Source organism: Heliophilum fasciatum (assembly GCF_004341395.1).
In the GTDB taxonomy this organism is placed as follows: domain Bacteria; phylum Bacillota; class Desulfitobacteriia; order Heliobacteriales; family Heliobacteriaceae; genus Heliophilum; species Heliophilum fasciatum.
This window is the reverse complement of sequence record NZ_SLXT01000002.1, coordinates 91237-116318: the sequence shown is the minus strand read 5'-3', so window position 1 is coordinate 116318 and position 25082 is coordinate 91237. Positions and strand designations below refer to the sequence as shown.

The 25082-nt window shown below is 52.0% G+C and carries 23 protein-coding genes; 9 read left to right on the top strand and 14 right to left on the bottom strand.

Annotated elements, in window-relative coordinates:
* Position 1: 1 nt before the first annotated feature.
* Both EDD73_RS01435 and EDD73_RS01430 read left to right on the top strand, forming a co-directional pair.
* A complete protein-coding gene (locus EDD73_RS01435; protein ID WP_131917903.1) occupies positions 2 to 610 on the top strand; it encodes an exopolysaccharide biosynthesis protein in 609 nt (202 codons plus the stop codon).
* A 43-nt stretch (positions 611 to 653) separates the two neighbouring features.
* A complete protein-coding gene (locus tag EDD73_RS01430; protein ID WP_131917902.1) occupies positions 654 to 872 on the top strand; it encodes a hypothetical protein in 219 nt (72 codons plus the stop codon).
* A 164-nt stretch (positions 873 to 1036) separates the two neighbouring features.
* On the opposite strand, the gene EDD73_RS01425 is transcribed toward EDD73_RS01430, so the two are convergent.
* The 6 genes from EDD73_RS01425 to EDD73_RS01400 form a co-directional block, all read right to left on the bottom strand.
* A complete protein-coding gene (locus EDD73_RS01425; protein ID WP_131917901.1) occupies positions 1037 to 2314 on the bottom strand; it encodes an ArsB/NhaD family transporter in 1278 nt (425 codons plus the stop codon).
* 191 nt (positions 2315 to 2505) lie between these two features.
* A complete protein-coding gene (locus tag EDD73_RS01420) occupies positions 2506 to 3786 on the bottom strand; it encodes an ArsB/NhaD family transporter (RefSeq protein WP_131917900.1) in 1281 nt (426 codons plus the stop codon).
* A gap of 164 nt (positions 3787 to 3950) precedes the next feature.
* A complete protein-coding gene (locus EDD73_RS01415; RefSeq protein ID WP_131917899.1) occupies positions 3951 to 4751 on the bottom strand; it encodes a CoA-transferase subunit beta in 801 nt (266 codons plus the stop codon).
* Positions 4748 to 5728 carry a CoA transferase subunit A gene (locus EDD73_RS01410; RefSeq protein ID WP_131917898.1) on the bottom strand — a complete coding sequence of 327 codons (981 nt, stop codon included), beginning with the start codon at positions 5726 to 5728 and terminating at the stop codon, positions 4748 to 4750. Before EDD73_RS01410 ends, EDD73_RS01415 begins: the two co-directional genes overlap by 4 nt.
* A gap of 16 nt (positions 5729 to 5744) precedes the next feature.
* Positions 5745 to 6890 carry an acyl-CoA dehydrogenase gene (locus EDD73_RS01405; RefSeq protein ID WP_131917897.1) on the bottom strand — a complete coding sequence of 382 codons (1146 nt, stop codon included), beginning with the start codon at positions 6888 to 6890 and terminating at the stop codon, positions 5745 to 5747.
* A 93-nt stretch (positions 6891 to 6983) separates the two neighbouring features.
* Positions 6984 to 7835, bottom strand: a complete 852-nt coding sequence (locus EDD73_RS01400; RefSeq protein WP_131917896.1) for a 3-hydroxybutyryl-CoA dehydrogenase — start codon at positions 7833 to 7835, stop codon at positions 6984 to 6986.
* A 288-nt stretch (positions 7836 to 8123) separates the two neighbouring features.
* Between EDD73_RS01400 and EDD73_RS01395 the strand changes: the two genes are divergently transcribed.
* Positions 8124 to 10205, top strand: coding sequence for a methyl-accepting chemotaxis protein (locus tag EDD73_RS01395; RefSeq protein ID WP_131917895.1), 2082 nt, complete (start codon positions 8124 to 8126; stop codon positions 10203 to 10205).
* Between the two features lie 112 nt (positions 10206 to 10317).
* Here EDD73_RS01395 and EDD73_RS01390 read toward each other — a convergent pair whose 3' ends face one another.
* The 6 genes from EDD73_RS01390 to EDD73_RS01365 all read right to left on the bottom strand — a co-directional run bounded on the left by EDD73_RS01390 (position 10318) and on the right by EDD73_RS01365 (position 14699).
* A complete protein-coding gene (locus EDD73_RS01390) occupies positions 10318 to 10857 on the bottom strand; it encodes a rhodanese-like domain-containing protein (protein WP_131917894.1) in 540 nt (179 codons plus the stop codon).
* Positions 10858 to 11002: 145 nt separating this feature from the next.
* A complete protein-coding gene (locus EDD73_RS01385) occupies positions 11003 to 11551 on the bottom strand; it encodes an amidase domain-containing protein (protein WP_131917893.1) in 549 nt (182 codons plus the stop codon).
* Positions 11544 to 12098 carry a hydrogenase maturation protease gene (locus tag EDD73_RS01380; RefSeq protein ID WP_131917892.1) on the bottom strand — a complete coding sequence of 185 codons (555 nt, stop codon included), beginning with the start codon at positions 12096 to 12098 and terminating at the stop codon, positions 11544 to 11546. Before EDD73_RS01380 ends, EDD73_RS01385 begins: the two co-directional genes overlap by 8 nt.
* Positions 12095 to 13513, bottom strand: coding sequence for a nickel-dependent hydrogenase large subunit (locus EDD73_RS01375; RefSeq protein ID WP_243116753.1), 1419 nt, complete (start codon positions 13511 to 13513; stop codon positions 12095 to 12097). The genes EDD73_RS01380 and EDD73_RS01375 overlap by 4 nt, the downstream gene beginning before the upstream one ends.
* Positions 13514 to 13593: 80 nt before the next feature.
* A complete protein-coding gene (locus tag EDD73_RS01370) occupies positions 13594 to 14397 on the bottom strand; it encodes a hydrogenase small subunit (protein WP_131917891.1) in 804 nt (267 codons plus the stop codon).
* Positions 14394 to 14699 carry a cytochrome b5 domain-containing protein gene (locus EDD73_RS01365; RefSeq protein WP_131917890.1) on the bottom strand — a complete coding sequence of 102 codons (306 nt, stop codon included), beginning with the start codon at positions 14697 to 14699 and terminating at the stop codon, positions 14394 to 14396. The genes EDD73_RS01370 and EDD73_RS01365 overlap by 4 nt, the downstream gene beginning before the upstream one ends.
* A gap of 212 nt (positions 14700 to 14911) precedes the next feature.
* On the opposite strand from EDD73_RS01365, the gene EDD73_RS01360 reads away from it, so the two are divergent.
* Complete coding sequence (locus tag EDD73_RS01360; protein ID WP_165876246.1) at positions 14912 to 16660, top strand: sensor histidine kinase; 1749 nt, start codon at positions 14912 to 14914, stop codon at positions 16658 to 16660.
* Between the two features lie 46 nt (positions 16661 to 16706).
* On the opposite strand, the gene EDD73_RS01355 is transcribed toward EDD73_RS01360, so the two are convergent.
* Positions 16707 to 17936: a glycosyltransferase family 2 protein gene (locus tag EDD73_RS01355; RefSeq protein ID WP_131917888.1), complete on the bottom strand. Its 1230-nt coding sequence runs from the start codon at positions 17934 to 17936 to the stop codon at positions 16707 to 16709.
* Positions 17927 to 18760 carry a lysophospholipid acyltransferase family protein gene (locus EDD73_RS01350; protein WP_131917887.1) on the bottom strand — a complete coding sequence of 278 codons (834 nt, stop codon included), beginning with the start codon at positions 18758 to 18760 and terminating at the stop codon, positions 17927 to 17929. Before EDD73_RS01350 ends, EDD73_RS01355 begins: the two co-directional genes overlap by 10 nt.
* 152 nt (positions 18761 to 18912) lie before the next feature.
* On the opposite strand from EDD73_RS01350, the gene EDD73_RS01345 reads away from it, so the two are divergent.
* The 5 genes from EDD73_RS01345 to EDD73_RS01325 all read left to right on the top strand — a co-directional run bounded on the left by EDD73_RS01345 (position 18913) and on the right by EDD73_RS01325 (position 25071).
* A complete protein-coding gene (locus EDD73_RS01345) occupies positions 18913 to 19227 on the top strand; it encodes a DnaJ family domain-containing protein (RefSeq protein ID WP_243116758.1) in 315 nt (104 codons plus the stop codon).
* A 101-nt stretch (positions 19228 to 19328) separates the two neighbouring features.
* Positions 19329 to 20702: an MATE family efflux transporter gene (locus EDD73_RS01340; protein WP_243116752.1), complete on the top strand. Its 1374-nt coding sequence runs from the start codon at positions 19329 to 19331 to the stop codon at positions 20700 to 20702.
* A gap of 143 nt (positions 20703 to 20845) precedes the next feature.
* Positions 20846 to 21970: a hypothetical protein gene (locus EDD73_RS01335; RefSeq protein WP_131917885.1), complete on the top strand. Its 1125-nt coding sequence runs from the start codon at positions 20846 to 20848 to the stop codon at positions 21968 to 21970.
* Positions 21971 to 22144: 174 nt separating this feature from the next.
* Positions 22145 to 23590, top strand: coding sequence for a cytochrome c (locus tag EDD73_RS01330; protein WP_131917884.1), 1446 nt, complete (start codon positions 22145 to 22147; stop codon positions 23588 to 23590).
* 137 nt (positions 23591 to 23727) lie between these two features.
* Positions 23728 to 25071: an efflux RND transporter periplasmic adaptor subunit gene (locus EDD73_RS01325; RefSeq protein WP_131917883.1), complete on the top strand. Its 1344-nt coding sequence runs from the start codon at positions 23728 to 23730 to the stop codon at positions 25069 to 25071.
* The last annotated feature ends 11 nt before the right edge of the window (positions 25072 to 25082 follow it).

The following is a 25082-nucleotide window of genomic DNA, read 5'->3' as shown; positions in this document are numbered from 1 at the left end:
CATGAATCATCAGGAACGCTTTTCCCAATCGTTGCATCGCTTATCGAAGGTACTGCCTCACGATGGTTTAACCTTAGGTGGCGTCGTCGATTTGATGGGGCAACAAAGTATTTGGACCCTTTGTGCCGTCATGACGGTACCCTTTTTGCTGCCTGTATCCATTCCGGGCTCGTCGACGCCGATCGGTGTCATGATTGCCTTACTTGGGGTGGCTTGTTTATGGGATCGCCCGCCGGCGCTGCCGCGACGGGTGGCCCGGCATCCGATTCCTTCCCATGCCATGCGCAATGTCCTGGAAAAAGCATCTCATCTGGCTCATAAGCTGGAGGCCCTTGCCCGTCCCCGCTGGAGTTGGATGACGGAACAACGGTTAGTGCGACGCTTAAATGCCATCTGCCTCGTTTGCAACGCCCTTTTGCTGACCTTGCCCTTGCCGTTACCTATGTCCAATACGATTCCGGCCTATGGCGTGTTGTTTTTAGCTTGCGGTGCACTGATGCGTGATGGGCTCTTTGTGGCCGGCGGCTACGTGATGGCGGTGTTATCGGTGATTTACTTTGCCCTTGTGGCGATCCTTGGCGTTAACGGCGTCTCGGCGTTGCTGGGCTAATAAATTGCTGATTGCGGCTGATTGCGAAGGGGGAACCGGCGCCATGCGGGCGATTAGTCTCGTGGAAAAAATGGCAACGCTTCGGTTCCTCAGCGCCCATCGCGAGGATGCCCAAGCGTTGTATACATACTATTGTCAGGACCCTGAGAAATTTGCCATCTTGGAAAAGGAATTCCCCCAGTGGCGGGAATTCGTGGTGCAACATCGGTTTTTTCCCGAGCGAGTGATTCAGGAATTACGGCGCCTTGGGGTGCCGCTATAACCAAAAAGCCTCACGTGATTGCCCGGTGCCGCTTCACAGCGGACCTAAGCGTAACGTGAGGCTTTTTTTTTCTTATGGAAAAAAGAAGCGACCCGATGCCAACCCAAAAAACGGAACTAAAAGTAATTCAGGATTAAAAATCAGGCAGATAAAAACAAGCAGGGTTAAAAATAACGCAGGTACAGGTAACCGTGGGCGATGGCAACCGAAAGCAGCATCAGTGGGAAGCCAATGACAAAAAATTGACGAAATGAAATGGGCACACCGGCTTTTTCGGCGATACCGGCGACGATGATGTTGGCCGAGGCACCGACGAGAGTCCCGTTGCCGCCGAGGCAAGCACCCAGGGCCAGCGCCCACCAGATGGTGTCCAGGGGCATCCCCGATAAACTGCCCATCTCTTGAAGCATGGGGATCATGGTGGCCACAAAAGGGATATTATCGATAAAGCCGGAAGCGATCGCCGATAACCAAAGGACCAGCAGCGCTGTTGTTTGGGGGTCACCTTGGGTTACTGTCAGAGACCAGTTGGCCAAGGCGGCAATGACGCCGGTCGCTTTCAGACCGCCCACGAGTACAAAGAGTCCGGCAAAGAAGAAGATCGTCGGCCATTCAACCAGGAGAAGGATTTCTTCCGGTTCCTCCCGACTGATGATCATCAGGAGCATCGCGCCGGTCAGGGCCACAGTGGCAGACTCGAGATGAAGAACACTGTGCAACATGAAAGCGATGATGGTTACGCCCAAGACAAAAAGGGATTTTTTGAGTAATGCCCAATCTTTGATTGCCTCTTGCGGCGATAAGGCAAGAATACTGCGCCGATCGTCGGCATCACGTTGCAGTTCGTTACGATAAAGAAACATCAGAATGGCGATGGTGACAACCATGATGATGATGGCAATCGGCGCCATGTGGATTAAAAAGTCGACGAAGCCAAGACCGGTTGCGCTGCCGATCATGATGTTCGGGGGATCACCGATTAAGGTGGCTGTGCCACCAATGTTCGAAGCGATAATTTCCGTGATCAGAAAAGGCAACGGCGGAAGCTTGAGCGTTTCGGCCAAGATGATCGTGATCGGCGCGATCAGCAGTACCGTGGTGACATTATCGAGCAGTGCCGACGCAACGGCCGTGATCAGTGCCATCAAGCCCAGCAGATAGAGGGGATGACCGCCGGTGATCTTGGCGGCCCAAATTGCTAAGGCCTCAAAGATGCCGGTGCGCCGCGTGATCGCCACAAGAATCATCATGCCGATCAGCAATCCGATGGTGTTAAAGTCAATATCGTCTTGCACGGCTACTTCTTGGCTTAAAAAGCCGAGCAGAATCATGATCAATCCACCGAGCATAGCTGTGATTGCGCGAGGAATCTTCTCCCAGATAATGAGACCATAGATCAGAACAAAGATAATGATCGAGACCCAGAAAGCAAAATCGTTCACTGGCAATACCTCCGTTTCATTTTGAAAAGGGCATAAAAAAACAAGGAGGGGCCTTGGTGACAGGCTCCTCCTTGTTATCGGTTCGTTATAACACGTATATGCATTCCGTTATATGGGTGGTTAATGTTGATACTGTTAATTTTACCGGAAGTAATCACAAGTTTCAAGGGGCTTGCGGTTTTCCGGCACCGTTAGAGGAAATAGCGTAAATAAATATAACCGTGAGCCAGGACGATCGAAAGCAGCATGAGCGGAAAGCCGATGAGGAAAAATTGGCGAAAAGAGATCGGAGTGCCGGCTTTTTCGGCGATACCGGCGACGATAATGTTCGCTGATGCACCGATGAGGGTACCGTTACCGCCAAGGCAAGCACCCAGGGCCAGCGCCCACCAAATGGTGTCTAGCGGCATTCCTGATAAGCTGCCCATTTCTTGAAGCATGGGAATCATCGTAGCCACAAAGGGGATATTATCGATAAAGCTAGAGGCGATTGCCGATAACCAAAGCACCAGCAAAGCTGTTGTCTGCGGATCACCTTGGGTAATGTTCAAGGCCCAACCGGCCAGAGCTGCAATAACACCGGTCGCTTTCAAGCCACCCACAAGGACAAAAAGACCGATAAAGAAGAAGATCGTCGGCCATTCGATGAGCAGGAAAATTTCCTCCGGCTCTTCCCGACTGATGATCATTAAAATTACCGCACCGGTCAGCGCCACCGTGGCCGATTCGAGGTGAAGGACACCGTGAAACATAAAAGCGGTAATGGTAAGGGTTAAAACCAACAAGCACTTTTTAAGCAATGCCCAGTCTTTGATCTCGTCTTGGGGGCTTAGGGCAATGATATTGCGGCGCGTGGCTTCATCGGTTTGTAGCGCCCGGCGATAGATGAACATTAAAACAGCAATGGTGACCACCATGATGATGATGGCGATCGGGGCCATGTGCATCAAAAAGTCGACAAAGCCCAGACCGGTCGCGCTGCCGATCATGATATTCGGCGGATCGCCGATTAAGGTGGCTGTACCGCCAATGTTGGAGGCGAGTACTTCGGTGATCAAAAAAGGTAACGGCGGAAGCTTGAGGGTTTCCGCTAAAATGATCGTGATCGGCGCGATCAGCAGTACTGTTGTGACATTATCCAGCAGTGCCGAAGTACCGGCGGTAATCAACGCCAGCAAACCCAGTAAGTAAAGAGGATGACCACCGGTAATTCTGGCCGCCCAAATTGCTAAGGCTTCAAAGGCACCTGTGCGCCGCGTGATCGCCACCAAAATCATCATGCCGATCAACAGTCCCAGTGTATTGAAATCAATGTCATCTTTGATGGCCACTTCTTGGCTCACAAGGCCAAGCAAGATCATGATGAGGCCACCAAGCATGGCCGTAATGGCACGAGGAACCTTTTCCCAGATGATCAGTCCATAAGTGACAATAAAAACAAGAATGGAAATTCCAAAAGCAACATCGTTCACTGATCATACCTCCTCTAGTTTTCACTTGTAAAAAAATAAGGAGGGGCCTTGGTGACAGGCTCCTCCTTATTTTTTTACATTTACCTAAGCAATTTTCATGTAGTAGATGACATTGTTCATTTTTATTCTACAGGAAGTAAGGACAGTGTTCAATGCCGATATTGCTATTTCAAGAAAATCCCTTCCGGGTCGATCTTGTGGTAAAGAAGATCGATTTCTTCTTGGGTCGGCGGCTCGGTAACGCCGCGGCATCGGCTAATGTTGAGGTCAAAGCTGACGTTGTTGAGCACATCTTCCGGTGTAAAGCCGGGATGAACCGTGTCGAGATACATAATGCCCTCTTCGTCAAAACGAAAAACAGCCATATCGGTGATCACGGCCGATACACCGCCGCGGAATTTGTCACCGTAGACTTCGCGTTTATGCACCAACTCGCCGGAGGGCCAGCGGGGAATGCGCCAGCCGGGGGAAGTGATGTAATCGACGCGCTCCTTAAACCGGCGTTTTTCCTGCACCATGATAAAGACAGTGCGTTTGGCCAACGCGTTGATATCGGGGTTGCCACCGCTGCCGGTCAGACGCAGTTTCGGTGTCGGTGCATAGCCACCGATGGCCGTCGTGTTGACGTTGCCGTACTGATCGATCTCAGCGCCGCCAAGAAACGCCAGATCCACTTTGCCACGCTGCAGTTGATTAAAGACATCAAAGAGGCCCGATGTCACTGACGATTGGTAGACACAACGCGCATCACCGACGGACGTGGGCAGGTGAACCGGCCGTCCGTCGACCGTACCGGCTTCATAGATACAAACGGCATCAGGAGCTTGGGTTGCTTGGGCCAAAAGAATCGCCAGCATCGGCAGTCCGGTGCCGGCAAAAACGATGTCGCGATCATTGACTTCCCGGGCGGCAGCCACGGCCAATAGATCGATGGTTTTATATTCACCAGGTGCTAATTTGGTCATGACCGGCTCCCTCGCTTTACGTTGGTCGAATATTTCAGCATGGGGTTGGCGCGCAGGCTTTCCAGGCGGGAAATACCAAGCTTGGCGAGATATTCTTCATGCGATTCCACGCCATAGATCCACTCTTGGGCCCAGGCATCAAAACCTTCTTGCGTCTTGGTGCGGTTGTAGTAGTCGTTAATAAATTTCCCGTCTACTTCATAATTGCCGTAGACACCGGTGGGGTGAGCGCCCCAGGGAACTTCAATGATGTAATCGACAAAATAGGGAGGGATGAGGTTGCGTTCCGGCTCTTGGCGCAGTGCCGATTCCGGTACAACCGACTCCGCCAGGACAATCACGCGCTCAGCGGACTTGATCGCTTCTTCATCGGAGTATTTCTGGCCATTGATGCGGATCGTGCCTTCTTCCCCGACAAGCTGGGCTTGGACAATGCACCAGTCCGGCCGAGCGGCAGGAATGTGCAGAAGATGGCTCGGCTCGTAGAAATCGCTGGTGGCATGGAGATATTTGTGACGGGGAATTTTGGGGTTGCTCCCGTCACGGAGACCGGCATTACCCAGGGTATCGTAGGCCGGGTTGAGGATGTCAGTACCGAGGGAGGCGTAGGTAGGATAGTAAGGAAGACCCATGGAACCGGCAGCAAAGCGGCAGACCATGTGCACGTGGCTGTAGTCTTCCACCAGCATTTCGCCGGCCTGCGCACGCCGAGACACGTTGGCGCCTAATTTTCCGTATAATTCGTGACCGGCCCAGCAGGACTCCCAGATACCTAAGGCACCGGCGCCGGCAAACATATCCGTATGGGTTCCACCGTTGACTTCCATCAGGTGAAGGTTTTTGCGTCCTTGGCGGATCAGTTCGTAGATCATGGCAAAGGGACGGCGCCAAATCGTAAAGCCGGAAAAGGTGATGGCGTCGCCATCTTTGATCAGTCCGGCAGCTTCTTTCAGGGAGATGCGTTTTTGCTGTGTCACAAGTAAGCCTCCTACATTAGTCGCGCAACAGGTATTTGGCAATGACCAAACGCTGAACTTGGTTGGTGCCTTCGTAGATTTGGGTGACTTTGGCGTCGCGCATGTACCGCTCGACAGGGTATTCCTTGCTGTAACCATAGCCGCCCAGCAACTGCACGCAGTCGGTGGTGACGCGCATGGCCGTGTCGGTAGCGTATTTTTTGGCGATGGATGCTTCTTTGCCGTGCGGCAGGCCGTTGGTTTTCAACCAAGCGGCTTGATAGACCAGCAGTTTGGCGGCTTCAATTTCGCTGGCCATATCGGCGACCATCCACTGAATCCCTTGGTTGGCGGCAATCGAACGGCCGAATTGCTGCCGTTCCTTGATGTATTTGCAGGCATACTGGAAGGCGCCTTCCGCGATGCCCAGACCTTGCGCAGCGATGGCGATCCGTCCGCCGTCTAAAAGGCGCATGGCCACTTTGAAGCCTTCGCCGATGGTGCCCAGCACGTTGGCTTTGGGAACGCGGGCATCTTCAAAGATCAATTCGCAGGTGGGGGAACCGTGTAAGCCCATTTTTTCGATGGGGGCACTGATCGTTAGGCCCGGCGTATCCCGTTCGACGAGCAAGCACGTAACACCGTTGGCGCCGCGTGATCCCGGTTCGGTCCGTACAAAGGTGATGAAGACACCGGCTTCGGTGGCATTGGTGATCCACATTTTGCTGCCGTTAAGCACAAAATGGTCACCGGCATCACGAGCTTCCAATTGAATCGAAGCGGCATCAGAGCCGGCGTTCGGTTCGGTCAAGGCGTAGCCACCGATCATGCGACCTTCCGCCAGCGGTTGCAAGAAGCGTTCTTGCTGCTCCGGTGTGCCAAAAGCTTGAAGCGCGCCGCAGCCGAGACCAGTATGTACCGCGACGATCACGGCGGTGGAAGCGCAGGCTTTGGCCAGTTCTTCCACGAACAGAATGTAACTTAAATAGTCGCCGCCGCTGCCGCCCAGTTCTTCCGGAACGGAAACGCCCATCAGGCCAAGTTCAGCCATCTTGGCGATTGTTTCTTTCGGGAAACGGCTTTCCCGATCGAGCGTTTCGGCCAGGGGGGCCACTTCGTTTTGCACAAATTTTTGCACGGTTGCTGCAAATAATGCTTGATCTTCATCGAGACGGAAATCCATCAAAATTCCTCCTTTAGTTACTGGCAATTGTGAAGGGAATGTTGTTGACAACAGAATAATGAACGATGATGGTGGTAGGGAACGATAGTCGCATTATTGATAGTTATAGAAACCACGGCCGCTCTTGCGTCCGAGCCAGCCCGCTTTAACATATTGCCGCAGGAGCGGGCAGGGGCGATACTTGGGATCGCCATAACCGTTTTGCAGCACTTCCAGAATCGAAAGCACTGTATCGAGACCAATCAGGTCGGCCAAGGCCAAGGGGCCCATAGGATGGTTCATGCCCAGCTTCATGATCGTGTCGATGCTTTCAGGGGTGGCTACACCTTCGTAGAGGCACCAGATGGCTTCGTTGATCATCACTTGCAGCACCCGGTTGGAGATAAAGCCGGGCACATCTTGGCACGATGCCGGTACTTTGCCCATTTGCTTGGCCAAATTTTCGATGGCTTCAAAGGTGGAATCACTCGTCTGGAGGCCCCGGATGATCTCGACAAGTTTCATGATCGGTACGGGGTTCATGAAGTGCATGCCGATGACCTGGGAAGGACGTCCGGTAAAGGCGGCCAGTTCAGTGATGGGCAAGGACGATGTATTCGAGGCCAAGATGGCATGAGCGGGCATGACGCTGTCCAAGCTCTTGAAGATGGTCGATTTAACAGCCAGGTTTTCCACGACGGCTTCGATCGCCAGGTCGCAATCACGAGCGTTTTCAAAATTATCGGAAGGACGAATCCGGCTCAGGGCAGCGTCGCGTTCTTCGGCCGTCATTTTTCCTTTTTCAACGAATTTAGCGAGACTTTTGGCAATATTGGCGATGCCGCGTTCCACGATATCAAGGCGGACATCATGGAGTACAGTTTCCAGGCCGGTGACAGCAGCAGTTTGGGCGATACCGGAACCCATTTGACCGGCACCGATGACGATGACCTTACGAATATCCATGGGGGATCCCTCCTGTTTCTTGTGAATTACACATAAGAATACGATAAAATTGGGGGAATTACCTGCTTTGTTCTTGAAGTTATTATCCCTTTTCCGATGGCACCTGGGACGCGGCGCGGAAATAAGTACAACCCGCTGCGTGCTAAATGAAAATATTAAATTATTGCTTGAAAGTATACATTGGCAAAGCAGTTTATCTTATAATCATAGAGAATGATTTAACTTTTTCTTACCTAAGCATAGGTAGAGGGAAGGAAGGAAAAGAAAAGGCAAGGAGGCGTGATACCGGTGAATTGGATCCGAAATCTAAAAGTTGCACAAAAGATGATGCTGTTAATCACATTGACGGCACTTACGATGTCCATTGTGGGCACCATCAACTATTACTTAATGAACGAAATCAAAAGTAACGCGGAAGAACTGTATGCCGACAAATTGTTAACGGTAAAGTGGCTGAATGAGATTCGGACTCTTCAGCGCGACAATGAAGCGAAGATGCAACAAGCGATTTGGAGTACCGATGAGCCGACGCGCTTAGCCTATATTCAACGGGTTGATGAAAATACAGGGCAGATCAAGGATCTACAAGAGCGTTATGAGAATACAGCGTTGGATGCCTTCGAGTTAGAAAAGATCGCCGAATGGAAGAATCAATCTAAAGTGTACCTGGCCGTGCGTACCCGTGTGCTGGATTTTGCCCTGCGCGAGCAAAAACAAGCAGCTTATGATTTGTATATTGCCAGCGCCAGAGCCTTTGAACAAGTTAGTCATACCCAGCAAGTATTGGCCGATCATAATTCCGAATTAGCCAATAAACTGTATGGCGATATAGAGGCTCATGCCCAGCAAGCAACGTTGACTATGATCGGCCTGAATGTATTAAATATCATCATCGTGGGACTTCTGGCCATGTTCCTGGTCCGGGAAATCACCGTGCCCCTCGTTGGCGTGCAGAGGCAGATGAACCGTGCCGGCGCCGGTGATTTGACGAGTCGCGGGGAAGTTCGTTCGACCGATGAGGTAGGATTGCTGACGGCATCGTTTAACCAGATGATTCGCCAGCAATCGGACATGGTCACGACCATTACCCGGTCGGCTGATGAGTTGGCCGCCGCTTCGGAACAGATGGCGGCTTCGACGGAGGAAGTGTCAGCCGCAGTCAGTGAAATCGCCAGCACGGTGTATCGGATTGCCGAAGAATCGGAAAAAGGCAATCAAGCCGTAAGCGAGTCGACCGAGGTTCTCCTGGAATTGTCATCGCTGATTCAAATCGCCAAAGATAAAGCGACGAAGGCTGCAGCCACTTCCGATACAACTGCACAAGCCGCCCATGATGGCAAACGAACGGTCGGCGAGACGATCAGCAGCATGGAGCAAATCAAGGAAAAAGCGGTTGAAACGGCCGAGTGGATGACGACGCTCAATCAATATTCCCAGGAAATTCAGCAGATTACGGAGACGATTTCCAACATCGCCAGCCAGACCAATTTGCTGGCCCTGAATGCCGCCATTGAAGCGGCCCGTGCCGGTGAAGCCGGACAAGGGTTCGCCGTGGTCGCTGAAGAAGTACGCAAACTGGCGGAGCAGTCCAATCAAGGGGCCGTCGATGTGGCCACCTTGATGCGTAAGGTAACAGAGAATTCTACGGCTGCCCTGGAAGCGACCATGCAAAGCCGGGCTGTGGCTGAATATGGTGTGCGAGCCGTACATAATGCCGGCGAATCGTTAGAGCGGATTTTAGCGGCCGTCAACAATACGGTAGCCGCCGTGCATGACATTACCCAATTGACCGATGAAGAGGTGGCCAGTTCCGATCGAATTCTTCACTTGATCGATTCGGTTTCTTCCGTAATTGAAAATATGAATGAGCAGATCCAACAAGTGGCAACGTCGGCTGAAGAAACGACGGCTGCCATGGATACGATCGCGGCGGCGACAGAGCAAACCAGTGCCATGGCCAGTGAGTTGCGAACCAGCATGACGAAGTTTAAGACCGACGATCATCAGCAAGTCTTATCGGATGTAGAAATCTTGAAGCGGGCCAAATCGGATCACCTGCTTTGGAAACTGCGTATTGCCAATATGATCGATGGTCTGGAACAGATCGATCCCGAATCGATCAGCACGCATACGGAGTGTAACCTTGGCAAATGGTATTTTGATACCAACAATCCACTGCGCGATGATAGCATCTTCAAGCACATTGATGAACCTCATGCCAAAGTCCATGCCTTGGCGAAGCAAGCTGCCCAAGCCTATCAAACGGGCAATACGGCCGAGGCCAAACGCATCCTCGGGGAGATTGAAAGAAATTCGCAGATGGTCATTGCCGATCTGGACCGGCTTATCCGTAAAAAAGGCGGTAAATAATCGGCCCGGTAAAAACTTTAACTGCAATTATGCAAAAACGCCCGAAGTCCACAAAGCAAAACCCGTATGGCCGATCGTACCGGCCATACGGGTTTTGCTTTTCTTATGGTGGCTACCGTTGAATGGTAAAGCCGGCCCGGGAAAGCTCCGGGTCGTTATAGCCTTTGAAGAGCGTATAGATGTTCTCATAGCCGGCAAGCTTGAGCGATGTGAGGGCTGCTGCCGACATCTGGCCGGTGGCGCAATACAAAACCAGCGTTTTGTCCTTCGGTAAGGTGTTTAGTTTTTCCGGAAATTCATCGAAGGGGAGATGGGTTGCGCCCTTGATGTGCCCCTTAGAAAATTCTTTTTTGGTACGCAGATCGAAAACGGCAAAGCTGCTTTCGTTACCGCGCATTTTTTCGCGCAGTTCGTCCGCCGTGACCATGGTGGTGCGCATGTTGCTAGCCATGCCTTTGAGGGTGTTGAGCGATTCTTTGGCGGCTTTTTCTTTTTCGGTGGGGCCTTCTTCCACGGGGGGAGCGGCGGTTCGCCGTGGTGGTGGCGGTGTCGGCACTTCTTTGGGCGAGATCGAGGAGCTATAGCCAAGATAGGCCGCGAGAAACACAAAGAACAGCAGCGATGCATAGATGATGAGACGACGATTCTCCATGATGATTGTCCTTTCTCCAGGGCTTTTCGGCAGGATGTAAGTAAATAGGCAGTATATGGAACGTTTTGCTTATTATATCCCTAGAGAAGGATGGCGACAAGGAGGTATTACCTACGTCCGCAAAGATTGTCGACGGTCTTTTTCGTTAGCCCATCTGATAGAAACGAACCCGCTGCCCGGTGCCGGCCATCGCTGTCAATGTGCTAAAGAGGGAGCGGTCATTCGTATCGTACGTTTGGGCGGCCAGGAGCCAGTCGCTGCCACTGCGCTGGACAAGGATCAAGGTGTGATAGGGATTGCCGTTGGCTTGGGTAAGTTGAATCACGTCGCCCCGGTCAAGGCGGCGTGACCAGAGGTTAAAATTGAGGAGCACCGTCGCCGGTGCTTCCTCGGTATACTTGGCGGCGCGCTTGGCCCAATGAAGGCCAAAGGCCAGGGCCACTTTCCATGTCAAGGTAATACGCTTATCGCCGTCGCGATCGGTGGCACCGGGTTGACACCACCAGTATTTGACGGAAGTGTACTGGCTTGGCGGGCCGGTGATCCAGGGCATGCCGCCGGCATAGAGGCACTGGGAGATAAAGTTGGCACAATTGCCGCCCTCCCAGGGCTGATCATCAAAGTCAGGATAGGCGGGATTATGGTTTTGGTAGTAACGATTAGCGTACGCGACAGCGGCGTCGCGATCATACATAGGAACTCCTCCCTTGCAAATGGCGATCGATGATGCGATGAACCTCAAGCAAGAGAAAGGGGAAACGTTGCGCCATCGCTGGGCTTAGCTGATCGCCCCAGTCAAGTGAGAACGGTTCGATGGCGATGAGGCAGCCCAGGCTTTGCGGGCGCAACAGTGCCAGGGCGTGAAAAAGGTGGTAACTGTGGGCATCCAAGCGGCAGGGAAGTTCGGCAAAGACCTGCTTCCAGGGAAGCACCGTGATCTGGCCGGACTGTTGACCGAGGTAAGCGGCGTCGATGATGATCAAAGCATCGCCCGGCGAGAGGCAGGCGATCTGGTTGATGCAGTAGTCCACGTCGCTTTCGCCGAGGCAATACGTCCGTGGACCCGAGGTAGGGCACCCCGCTTCTTGCTCTTTTTGCCACGCTTCGACGAGGGCTACGCCGATCCCGTCGTCGCTCATGAGGCGGTTGCCGATGCCTAAAATAAGTGCATTCGCGGGCGGACTTGTGGGGCTCTTGGGATTTGTGGGATACAAGTGACCCATGGGGTGCAAGGAACTCATGGGACGATGACCTCCGTCACCGGCGCTTTTCGGCCCGGCATAAAAACGTGGGTGGCGCAGGAAACGCAAGGATCGAAAGAGCGAATGATCCGGCCCAGTTCCACCGGTTGCGTCGGATCTTGGATCGGTGTGCCGATCAGCGCTGCTTCACCGGTGCCGGGTTGCCCGTCGTTGCCTTGGGAGGAGAGATTCCACACCGACGGCGTGATCACCTGATAAAAGCTGAGCTTTTCATCAGCAATTTTCAGCCAGTGCCCCAGCGCACCGCGAGTTGTATCGATTAGGCCCTGGCCGGTAGCTTGTTGCGGCAGTGAATAAGCCGTTTGCATCGTATCGGCCGGCTCCAGTCGGTCAAGGAGGTTTTCGATAATCCGGGCGATGGTCAGCGCTTCCCGGACCCGAGCGATGGTGCGATCCATGGCGGAAATACCGCGCCGGTAGGCGCCGCTCAGCCACTGCCGTGCCAGCGGCCCTGTCTCAAAAGGTTGGCCTTGATAGCGAGCCGCTTTGATCCAGCTATAGGCGGCAGGCTTATCGATGGCATCGGTCGTCATGGATTCCAAGGGCTGGTAGGCAACCGGCGCACCTGTATAGCGGGAGTGCTCAATTTCTTCGGTAATTCTTGCCGGATCAAAAGACTCAATGCGATCGGCCCTGTACAGGGACGGATCGACATACAAGGTACCAGTGACGGGGTAGTTATCAAAGCAGCCAAAGGACAAAAGCCGGCCGTAGCCTCGACCGAGATGAAAGTACTCGGGATAGTACCGAGCGATCGTTTCAGCGTCGGCGATCATCACGGTCTCAATAAAAAGGCGAATGCCGGCAAGGAGGGAGCGGATTTTCATGATCTTGTCGACGGTAGCCTCCGTCGTGATGCCACCGACGAAAATACCGTGGTTGTGCGGTGCTTTGCCGCCCAGGATGGCGATCATTTCGTGAGCGGCGCGACTGACCGGAAGGGAAGCAAAGTAATGCCGGATCAACTGATCGTTCACGGCCGTAGGCAAGCGAAAGTCACCGTAACTGCTTTGAAAGAGGGGAACTTCCTGCGGCATCCGGACATAGTCAGGCACGGTGTACTGGTAAAAGTGGCGGATGTGGTTTTGGAGAAATTCGCAGCCGTGGATGATGTCACGAAGGTACCGGCCCTGTTCGCTGGGCGTCAGGTTCATGGCGTTTTCCAAGGCTAAGGTCGAAGCCGTGGAATGAGCGGCGGAACAAATGCCGCAGATCCGCTGGGTAAAATAAACGGCATCCCACGGTTGGCGGCCGATGAGCATCTGCTCAAAACCGCGAAAAAGCATACCTTCCGTTTGGGCTGCCGTAACTTGATGATGTTCAATGGTTACATGAATGGCCATAAAGCCGCTGATGCGGGTGACCGGGTTAAGCGTAACGCGCGTCGAAGGCACCTCCTTCCCCCAGCACTGATACGGGTATCGCTTAGGTGGTGTCAGCGGATAACTGAACGGTAATGTCAGCGTGTAACCGCTCAGGTAATGTCATAGGAAATGAATGGTTCCATCTGATCGGGAAAACCGAATTGAGCACAGCCAATGCAGGGTGTATTGTCCTCGACAGGCCAGTTAACGTACTGGTTCCATTGTCGTGTCGGACAATCGGTGCGGGTTACCGGCCCGCGGCAGCCCAGCTTAAACAAACAGGTGCTTTCGCCGAGGCGGCGGGCAAAGATGCCTTGGTCAAAGAAGGAACGGCGGGGGCAACGGTCATGGATCAAATTGCCGTAAAAAAGGCGAGGGCGGTGGCGCTCATCCAGTTCCAGGGATCCATGCTCAAGCAGCGCCGTCAAGGTACCGAGAATCCAATCGGGGTGACAAGGGCAGCCGGGCAGTTGAATCACCGGGCGGCCTACGGCTTGTTGTACGCTGATGCATCCGGACGGGTTGGGAGCGGCTGCCGACATACCGCCATGGGTAGCGCAAGATCCAACGGCCACGATGTGCCGAGCCTGGGCACCGAGCAGCCGGAGCGCCTCCAGGGCTGTAAGCGGCTTGCCTTGCACTGAGCCGATCACGGTGTAACGGCCATTGGCTTTGGTCGCTACAGCGCCTTCCACGATCAAGATAAAATCGGTCCCGAGTGTTGCAAGCAGTTGGTCCATGGCATCGCTGCTTTCGCCGGCACTTAAGCTGTTGTTATAGCGAAAGTTGACCAGAGACGTTACCAAATCAATGAAACCGGGATGGGCGCCATCGAGCAGGGAGATGATGTTGCCGGAGCAGCCCGTCAGTTCCAGCCAGAGGAGGTTTGGTTTTGCCTGGGTCAAGGTTGTCATCGCAGTTGTCCCACCACCTTTAAACGCGCAAGAATGCCTTGCCCACGATGACACGCCCGGTAGGGGCCGGAAAGATCCTGGCCGGCCCTCAGGCTAAAGTGGCTGGCAGCGGCCCAGGCAGCCTCCATCGTGACATCGTAAATGACGCCGTCCACAGCGATGTAGGCCGGCATGCCTTTTTTGCCGTTGTACTGGGCTAATTCGGCAAGGGTCAGGCTGAGCGGTGGCGTTTGTTGCTGTTGCCATGGCGCCCTTTCCCAACGCTTCTGAACGGTGGGATATCGCCAGTTATGGTTATCCATATTCCGCACCTCCGCTGAAAAGTCGATGATGATACCGTTACATTTATGTCGAAAGAACGATGCCCATGTTACACAAGTCGTAATCACTTTTTTTGATAGTGAAGTTTGCTCAGAAAGTCGGAAAAAACTTGTGCCCTTCTTCTTTGAGAAGTATAATTAATTAAAGATACATTATTATGCAAAAATACATGGGATCAGTGGGGTTGATAACCGTGTCATTTATTCAAAAAATGCTGATTACCTATATAATTCTCTTTTCTTCATTTGTATTAACTTTATTTGTTATGGGAGAACGAGTTTGGGTTCAAAATTACGAAAACCTAGAGGAACAAGAAATAACGGAAAACATTAAAAGGGTTTCTTCACTATGGGAAAATGAGCAGGACAAACTGTTATCAAGAGCCAGGGACTGGGCTGAATGGGATGACATGTATCAATTTGCGCAGGATCCAATAAATAACCAAAAGTTTATTGACCTTTATTTTACGGATGCAAATATGCAAAACCTCGCTGTTGATTTCGTAGCCGTTATCGATGATCAGGGTAATATACTCTATGCTAAGAATATTGGGATAAATAATAAATGGGTAATTCCCTTTAAAAATGAGTTACTAAATTCATTTGTCGAAATAATTAAAAAGAAAGAATTCGAAGGAAATAACTCGTTAGAAAAGTTTAGCGGTTTTGTTCGTACATCTGAATATCCCGTATTAGTATCGGGAAGAAGAATTGCTAACAGTGATTATTCGAAAAAAAGCTCAAGTATTTTGATATATACTCGTAATATGGATCAATCGCTCTTAAGCAAGTTCGATGAGATTGCGCAAGCCCGAATAAGTTTTGTGGATAAAATCCCCAACGGTTCACATCAAAACCATGATGGCTATCTTCACTTTGTAATGGGTCATGATGTGATAAATGGATATTTCCCGCTCAAAGATCTCAATAATAAAAAAGAATATTTTTTAGAGGTTTCTACACCGAGAGCCATATATAATCAAGGGCAAGAACAGATGCGATATTTTATTATTCTTGTCTCGTTTTTCGGAACTTTTTTTTCTTTGTTCAGCATATTTCTTTTTAAACGAATATTTGTTGCGCGGTTCCAGATTGTTAATAAATTTTTGTCTAATATAAATAAAAATGAAGACTACTCAAGTCGATTGAAAATTTCCGGTAATGATGAATTTGTTGATATAGCAGTAACGTTGAATGATATGCTTGACCATATCAACGATTCTCAAGAAAGAGTCAAAGCGATTAATAATCAACTGGAATTATCCAACCGGTTTAAATCGGAATTTATATCCAATTTTTCTCACGAATCAAGAACTCCCATGAATGCCATTCTCGGTTATGCACAGATACTTCAAGAAGATGTTAGTGAAGAACAAAAAATATACGTTAAGAACATTATAAAAAATGGTAACAAGCTGCTGGAGATGCTTTCGGATTTAGTTGAGATATCATTAATTAATTCAGGTCACGATTTAGCCAGTGATTCAACAAAGTTTCCGCTTGAGTCGATATTCAAAGAAATAAATGAAACGTACGAACGAAAGTTTAATTCTAAAAATATTGATTTGATTATTGAATATCCTTCGCCATTGGTACAACTGTGTTGTGACTTTCAATTGCTAAAAAAAGTTTTTTATCATGTCATAAACAATGCAATTAAGTTTACTCAATCCGGTTCAGTTAGAATTTATGCAGAGACAACAGCATCGACGGTAACTTGTTATATTCAAGACACAGGAGTGGGCATTAAACCGGAGAAAGTGAATATGCTGATTCAGATGTTCGCACAAATCGATGGATCGTACTCACGCCAACAGGGAGGAATCGGATTGGGGTTATATTTATCCCATTCGATTTTAAAACAGATGGGCGGGACGCTTTCTATCGAAAGTCAAGGGCTCGAAAAGGGAACAACCGTTACCATTACCTTGCCGTTATGTTAAAGAAAATGGTGGCATGGGTAGTTGAGAATGGATTAACGGAAAATTTTTATTCGTAGGTTCGCCCTTTCCAGCGATAGCCATGCCCGGTCACCGTGACGCGCCAGGAGGCGAGGGCGATCAAAATCGTGAACAAGATGCTGGCCGGCAGGAAAAGGCCCAACCAGGAAGGTTGACCATTGCACCGATCAACGGTGATCTTGATGGCCACGCCGAGCAAGTAGGCTGTCAGGGACGGCAAAAACCAAGAGGGCTGCAGCCAACTGGCGGCGAGAACGAGGGGCGGCAGCAGGTAAAGCAAGCTGTACAGGCTGAGCATTCCTCCGAGGATCAGCGGATTACGGTCAAGACCGGGATAAAGGTTTTTCTTGAATCCATTCCAGACTTCACGGGCATTGTGATACATACGCATGTGCACCCAGTGGTGAATCGCTCGGAAAAAAAGCGGGTGGCCGGCCTTTTTGACGGCCCGCGCCATTTGCATGTCGTCAAGGAGATGGCCTCGAAAAGCTTGATGACCGCCGCAGGCTTTGTAGGTATCGCGATGAATCAGTAAAAAAGCACCGTGAGCAGCCGTAAATTTAGGATCCGGTGAAGTCCGCACGAGGTGCAGCGGCAGATGGCAGGCGATCAAAAAGGCCATCATCGGCACGACGAGTTTTTCGAGCCAACTGCCGGTTTCCTGAAAGGGAATGCCGCTGAAGAGGCCGCGATCCAAGTTATGAACGGCGGCTTTGATCTGCTGAATGGCGTCCGGTTGTAAGCGCACGTCGGCATCGAGAAAAAGCCACCACGTGCCTTGGGCTTGCTGGGCCAGTTGGTGACAGCCATAGGATTTGCCCAGCCAACCCGGCGGTAGCGGGGAACTGGCGATCAAGCGCACGCGAGGGCCTTCGTTCGCAATGGCCGCCACGATGGCCGCCGTTTGATCGCGGGAGTGGTCATCGAGGACGATCACTTCCAGCGATGGATCGGGATCGGCAAGCAGGGCGCGCAGGCATTCGCCGATGTTGCCCTCTTCTTCACGAGCAGGGATGAGGATGGAAAGGGAAGGGGCGGCCAAAGCGGTGTGGGTGGCGCTGACTTGGGAGAGACTGATCTTGTCTCCGGACCCTACGGCGCCTACAGAGACAGGCCCCTGAGAAGTAGGGGGCGCAATCGATGAGCCTTGGGATGGTTCGATGGATGAACTGAGGGGGAGCAAGTAGCTCATGTTCCAGAAAACAAAAAGCCACTGTATCACGAGCAGAACGATGATCACGGTGAGTACTAAAACCATCGAGTGACCTTCTCTCTGACCAGCGTAAATTGTTCATCGGTGGCTTTGGTCGGTGCCAGGATGGAGGTAAATCCAGCTATGGGCGGCTCGGGGTGGTCGATCACCAGGGCGCGGTGCTCATCGGCTTGCTTTTCAAGCAAGCAGCGGCAGCGTTCGGTGATCGTCTTGCGATCGCTGGCCGACCAATCTTCGTGGTAGGCTTGACCGAAAATCATGGATACGACTGGTTTTTGCAAGCGTGTGAAGGTGTAATTCAAGGTCACCGGAACTACGCGTGTTTGCGGGCACTGGCGGAGCAAATGACCGATGCCGGTCATAAAGCGAAAAGGCCGCCGATCTTGGTGGAGAATCTCGCCTTGGGGAAAGATCCAGACTTGACGGTTGGCTTGAAGCAACCGGACGGCATAATCCAACGACGCCATGATGCCGCTACGGGTGCTGGCATCCATGGGAAACGCGCCGATCTTACGAAAAAAACCGTACTTGTTCAATTCTTGCTGGGACATCATCATATAGTGATCGCCCTTCGAGCGCACCGTAAGGGCATGATAGATCAAAAGCCCGTCCCACCAACTGCTGTGGTTGGCCATGTAGAGAATGGGTGCAGTACCAGCCCCGACCCCAGCCCCAGCCTCGGACCTGGCCGGCGCTAAGGCCGGCACAAACGGATCGATGTCTCCCCGGATCAACAGTGTGTGAAAGTTGCGCCGGAGTAAGTAATACTGGTTATAAAGAAAAAAGAGTCGCTGAAACCAGGCGCTCTTCGGTGCGGTAGCGATCATCGCTGATGATTCTGGCGTATGTATTGTGCCCGTGGCCTTCACTGGTCATCGCCCCTCTCAGGTACGTCCCATAAGATAAAAAGATAGTTCCACGCGACTGAGGGACTTCCCTTTTTTTGAGGAATCGGCTACGCTATTCGCGATAGGGAACGTTATCTTCATTCGCAAAAATGAGGTGAGTATTGGTGCCCAACATGTTTGAAATCATGGCTGAAGCGAGGATGCGTGAAGCCGTTGCCAAAGGCGACTTAAAGGATCTGCCCGGGCAAGGAAAACCGCTGAATCTGGACGATGAGAATCCTTTTATCCCAGCCGACAAACGCATGGTTTTTCATATTCTAAAAAACGCCGGCATGGTACCGGAAGAAGTGGCGATCCGCCAAGAAGTGGAAAAGCTCAAGAAGCAGTTGGAAGCTGCTACCGACGAAGCACAAAAGAAGGAACTGCGCAAGAAGCTGGAGCAAGAGTCGATTCGTCATAGCATTCTCATGGAGAGATTTTACAAATAGACCCTCATGCCGCTGCGCGGCACCTAAGGCACCCTGTGAGGGTGTGGCTTGATGGCGAACCGACATACTGGGTTTATCGAGAAGGATTGGGGAAAGTTCTTTTGTATACAGCAGGGGTTCAGAAACAGTTTCGGCGACTGGCGTCCATCTTGTTGCCGGTGCTGGCAACGCAGTTGGCGCTCCATGGGATGAGCTTTTTTGATGTAGTCATGTCCGGTCACGCCAGTCCGGAAGACTTGGCTGGCGTGGCCATTGGATCGAATTTGTGGTTACCCGTATACACGGGATTGACCGGTGTGATGATGGCCGTGACACCGCTCGTCGCCCATCTGATCGGCGGGGGACGGAATGACCAGGTGGCCAAGACAGTCGATCAAGGGATGTATCTGGCTATGGCCATTGCCGGCATCGTGCTGATGGCCGGAGTGCTGGCAGTTGATCCGTTGTTGGCTACGATGAACTTGGAGCCGGCGGTCGGGCAGATCGCCCGGCAATATCTGATCGGTATCGCCTGGGGCATTCCGCCGCTTTTTGTGTACACAGTGCTGCGGGCTTTTTTTGATGGCCTTGGGCAAACGCGGATCACCTTGTTGATCACGCTAGGGTCACTGCCCATCAATGTGCTTTTGAATTACCTGCTGATTTTTGGTCACGGCGGTTTTCCGCGGCTCGGCGGCGCTGGGGCCGGTTATGCGACGGCCGTGACCTATGGCTGTATGGCCGTAATCGCGGTAGCCATGGCTCGGCGGGGTTTTTTTGCTTCCTACGGGGTAGCCCGGCGTTTTTATCCGCTTAGCCTGCCGGCATGGAGGGAACAATTACGCATTGGTCTGCCGATCGGTGGGGCCATCTTTATCGAAACGAGTATTTTTGCCGCCATTTCGCTGTTAATGAGCCGCTTTGATACGGTGGCCATTGCGGCGCACCAGGCGGCCTTAAATTTTGTGACCATCTTGTATATGGTACCCCTCAGCATGTCGATGGCCATGACGATCCTTGTTGGCTATGAAGCCGGAGCCCAACGTTTTGCCGAAGCGCGGCGATATGCCGGGCTGGGATTGTTGCTGGCCGTCGGTTTTTCCTTGCTGGGAGGCACATTGTTGTTTCTCTTGAACAAGCAAGTGGCCGCTTTTTATTCACCCGATCCGGCGGTAGCAGCGATGATCGGCCATTTTTTAATCTATGCGATCTTTTTTCAACTCTCTGATGCGGTGGCTACGCCGGTGCAAGGGATACTGCGCGGCTACAAGGATGTCAATGTTACCCTCGTCGTTACCGTAGTTGCCTATTGGCTGGTGGGCCTGCCCTTGGGACATTGGCTGGCCGGAATGCCGGCTTGGGGGCCGTTTGGGTACTGGGTGGGGTTAATCACTGGCTTGGGGCTGGGCGCACTTTTGCTTTTGTTGCGGCTCTTTTCCTTGCAGCGACGATGGCAGGAAGGGATCAGCGAAGGGGGAAGCAACGGGAGAAGCTAACAACGAAGCATCTGCGAAAATAACTGTTAAGCCTTTACGTCTTTTAACACGATACTGATCGTAGGAAAGTCCGTGCTTTTTACCTGAAGCAAGGAAGCGTGGGAAAGCAACGATCAGTACCGGGAAGGCAGGAGGCGTGCAGGATGCGGATCATGAACTCTAATATCACGATGGCCAGTGCGCACAGCGCCAGCGAGAGCTATGCTCGAACGGAGACGCTGCGTATTCAAAAAGGCAATACCTTGACGACGCTGACGACCGATGAGCGCGGCGGTGTGCGACTGGACGAAAAGCGCGCGATGAACGACGGACGTGCGGCGCTGGCTTTTGACGCTCTTGAATTATCCGACGATTTTAAAGCCCAGATCCAACAACAGGCGCAACAAACGCAACAAGCGGGGGCCGTCGAGCCGGAAGATGACGTCCTTTTCGCGCTATCCGATAAAGATCGACAGAAGATTGAAATGTTGCAGCAGTTCATCAAAGCGATGACCGGCAAAGAGATCAAGTTTATTCTCCCGGAACGAATCAAAAAGGAACAGGGAGGCCGTTCCCTGCAACTGCAGTTGCAGGGAACGGCGGCGGGAAGCAGTCAAGCGCGCGTAGGTTGGGGCCGTGCTTATGACCGGCACATCGAGTACCGCGAAGAAGAAAAAATGGCCTTTAACGCCCAGGGTACGTTCCAAACGGCGGACGGCAAAAGCGTGAACTTTGCGATTCAGATGACCATGAGCCGTGCCTTTGCCGCCAGCGAACACATCAGCATCCGAGCCGGTGATGCCATTGATCCGCTCGTGATCAATTTTGACGGCAAGGCCGCCGAACTGACGGAACGTAATGTTAGCTTTGATATTGACCTCAATGGTAGCGCCGACCGCATCGCCTTTGTCAAACCGGGCAGCGGCTTTCTGGCCCTGGACCGCAATAACGACGGAACGATCAATGACGGCAGTGAACTGTTTGGTCCGAACAGCGGCAACGGCTTTGCGGAACTGGCTGCTTTTGACAGTGACAACAACAACTGGATTGACGAAAATGATCCGATCTTCGAAAAGCTGCGCATCTGGTCCAAGGATGAAGCCGGCAACGATTATCTTTTTGCCCTGGGCCAAAAGGGTGTTGGTGCCATCTACCTCGGCAGTGTAGCCACCGGCTTTACGATCAAAAACAGCAGCAATGAAGCCTTAGGGCAGGTGCAGCAAAGCGGCATCTTTGTCAAGGAAAATGGACAAGTCGGTACGGTACAACAGATTGACCTAGTGATCTAAAGGATTCTTCAGAAGGGGCTGGATGTAAATCCAGTCTTTTTTGCTTGAAAGCGAGGAATTATTCAGAATTTTTCAATCGATCATAGAAGTCAAAAAATTAAAATGGTATAATACTCTGTGGTGTAATCGTTATTGAGGGTCGATTCTGATAATTCAGATTTCAGGAGGAACATCATGGACAGCAACAATCGATTTCAGCAGAATTGGAAGCCCATCGCCTTGACGTTTGCCGGCATCATTGCTGCTATTGGCATCGCAACCAGTATTGTCGTCACACATAACCAAACGGAAAGCGCTGCCAAGCCACCGAAACCGGTATTGGGTGATTATGTCGCTTTCGCCTGGAATACCATTGGCATGAAATGCGTCAGTGATAATGATAAATATTTTGCCATGCACACACCGGGCAATGACTTATGGGTACAAGTAGTGAAACGCGGTGATCCGCCGGCCATTGTGACCGATGGGATTCAAGTGGAGTACAGGGCCCCGGAAAATCACAACGATCCCTCGAAAACGATTAATTTTTGGGATTATGCCAAGTTCACGATGCACAAAGAGATCCCTAAAAATGTCGGTAAAAGCGGGAACGCATCGGACACCGGCATCTTAAAGCTCAATGGGGAAAAAAAGGCCTTTACGGCTCTGGGAATCCCCATATCTCCCTATACGGATGACGGTCAAATTGAGCCCTATGTCATGTATGATGTAAGCGTCAAAGGTACCGATGGTACCGAATTGATTCGTACCAAGGCGGGCCTGCCATCTTCGGCAGAAGTAAGCTGTTACAAATGCCATAGCGGCGGGGAAGCGGAAGATGGCATTGGACTTTCTGACAAAACGGCGCGCAATATTCTGATGGCCCATGACAAAAACCAGGGCACAAACTTATTGGCAGAAGCGGAAGCCGGACGCCCGCAAAACTGCCTCGATTGTCATTCCGCAGCAAATGTGAATGCTAAAGGCAAAGAGGGTGTGCTGAGCATGTCGGCGGCCATGCATGGCAAACATGCTCAGTTTATGTCCGGAAATACGGAGCAAACTTGTGCCAGTTGCCACCCAACGTCCAAGACCGGACAAGTACGATGTGAACGCAGCGTACATACATCATTTGGGATGGATTGCCAGAGCTGTCACGGAACCTTGGAAGAGCATGCCGTATCCTTGTTGACCGCCCAAAAGGAGTTGCCTGCTGCCCAGCGATTACTGAAATGGCTTGAAGAGAGATTGCCTGAAAATACGAAGGTTGTTGGACGCACACCATGGGCACAAGAACCGGATTGTCTCTCTTGTCATACCAATTACGGCAAAACAGATTTGAACGCAGACTCCTATGGTCACTGGACGGCGGGCATGCAAGCCAACTACCGCTTTACGGCCGATGCGAGTGGAATGATGTGTGCCAGCTGCCATGGTTCGCCGCACTTGCAGTATCCGACGAACACGTTGTTTGGCTATGATCTCAACATTCAACCTGTGCAGTACCAAGGACTTGCTGCCCCCATCGGTGCCAACGGCAACTGCACCGTCTGTCACCTTACGGAGCCAAAAGACAAAAACTATCACCATCCCAACATGGGGCAAGCCTTCATCGCGCCTCCATCGGTTCCCACGGAATAAAAACAGCATCACCGCTAAAAAACCTTGTGTGAAAAACTGCCCGGCAGTCACACAAGGTTTTCTTATATATCTTAAACAAATCTTGATAACTTTCCCGTATAATCAAAGCGAACAGAACAGGCAAAGAGGTGGCTAGATTGCGCAAAAAGGCCCTAATTCTTCTGCTTGCCGCGACGATGATCGTCACAACGACGGCATGCGGCAAAAAAGCAACGACTCCGACTGAAGCCGGTGCAGTGACGCCGGTGGTCACAACTGCCAAAGCAGAAAAAACCAAGCTGTCGACCTTATTAAGCGTCAGCGGCAAGATTGCCCCGGTGGAAGAAGTCAGCGTTGTGCCCAAGACGTCCGGGAAAGTGGCTCGTGTTTACAGCGATGTGGGCCAAAGCGTAGGGCCGGGCACGGTGCTTTTGGAACTGGAAAACAACGATCTGCAAGCCAAGCTGGACGGTGCCCGTGCGTCCTTAGCGTCAGCCCAGGCCAACCTGGACCGGGCCAAAAGCCAAGTCGCCAAGACGCAAGTACAGCTTGACGACGCCCGACGTAATCTCGAGCGGCAAAAAGAGCTTTTTAACGGCGGTATCGTGACCCAAGCTGCCTTGGATACAGCCCAGACCAATTATGATTCGATTAAGCAAGACTACGACATGAACGTGGCGTCCGTAGCGGCAGCCCAAGCCAGTGTAGAACAGAGCCGAGCCACCATCGCCCAGACCCAAGTTGATCTCGACAATACGCGCATTACTTCGCCGATCGCCGGAACCGTCACCAGCAAAAATGCCGATGTGGGCGAAGTGGTTTCCAGCAGTACGGCACCGTTTGTTGTCATGAATTTGAGCCGCGTGGAAGTGATGGTCAACATCAGCGAAGACGATATCAATCAAGTCCGTACGGGCATGCCGGCCGAAGTGACCGTTACAGCAGCGGCACCGGAACCCTTTCAAGGCCAAGTATCCCGTATGAGCCCGGCCGCCGACAGCAAAACCAAGATGTATCCTGTCTGGGTGACCATCGATAATCCTCAGGGACTGTTAAAACCGGGCATGTTCGCCGAAGTTCACTTGCTCACGCAAGTGCGCGAGAATGCCGTCATGGTGCCCAGTGAAGCGATTGCCGAACGGGCCGGTAAAAAAGTGATCTACGTGCTCGATGGCGACAAAGCGGCCGAGCGCAACGTAACGACAGGCCAAGTGGGAGAAAAGCAAACGGAAATCACCGCCGGCGTACAAGCCGGGGAAACGATCATCACCAGCCGCTTGATGGCGATCCGCAATGGTACGGTGGTGCGCGTGGAGGAGCCGACAGCGGGACAAGGTGGTCAGGGTAACGGCGGTGCTGGTGTCACCCAGGGCGAACGCAGTGGACAAGGCAATGCAGCCGGTGCCCAAGGAGAACGGGGCGGGCAAGGCAGCGCTTCCAGTGCACCAGGCGAGCGCGGTGCCGGCGGTCAACGGCCGGCCGGTGCCCCTGCCGGCAACTAAGCGATAGGTGG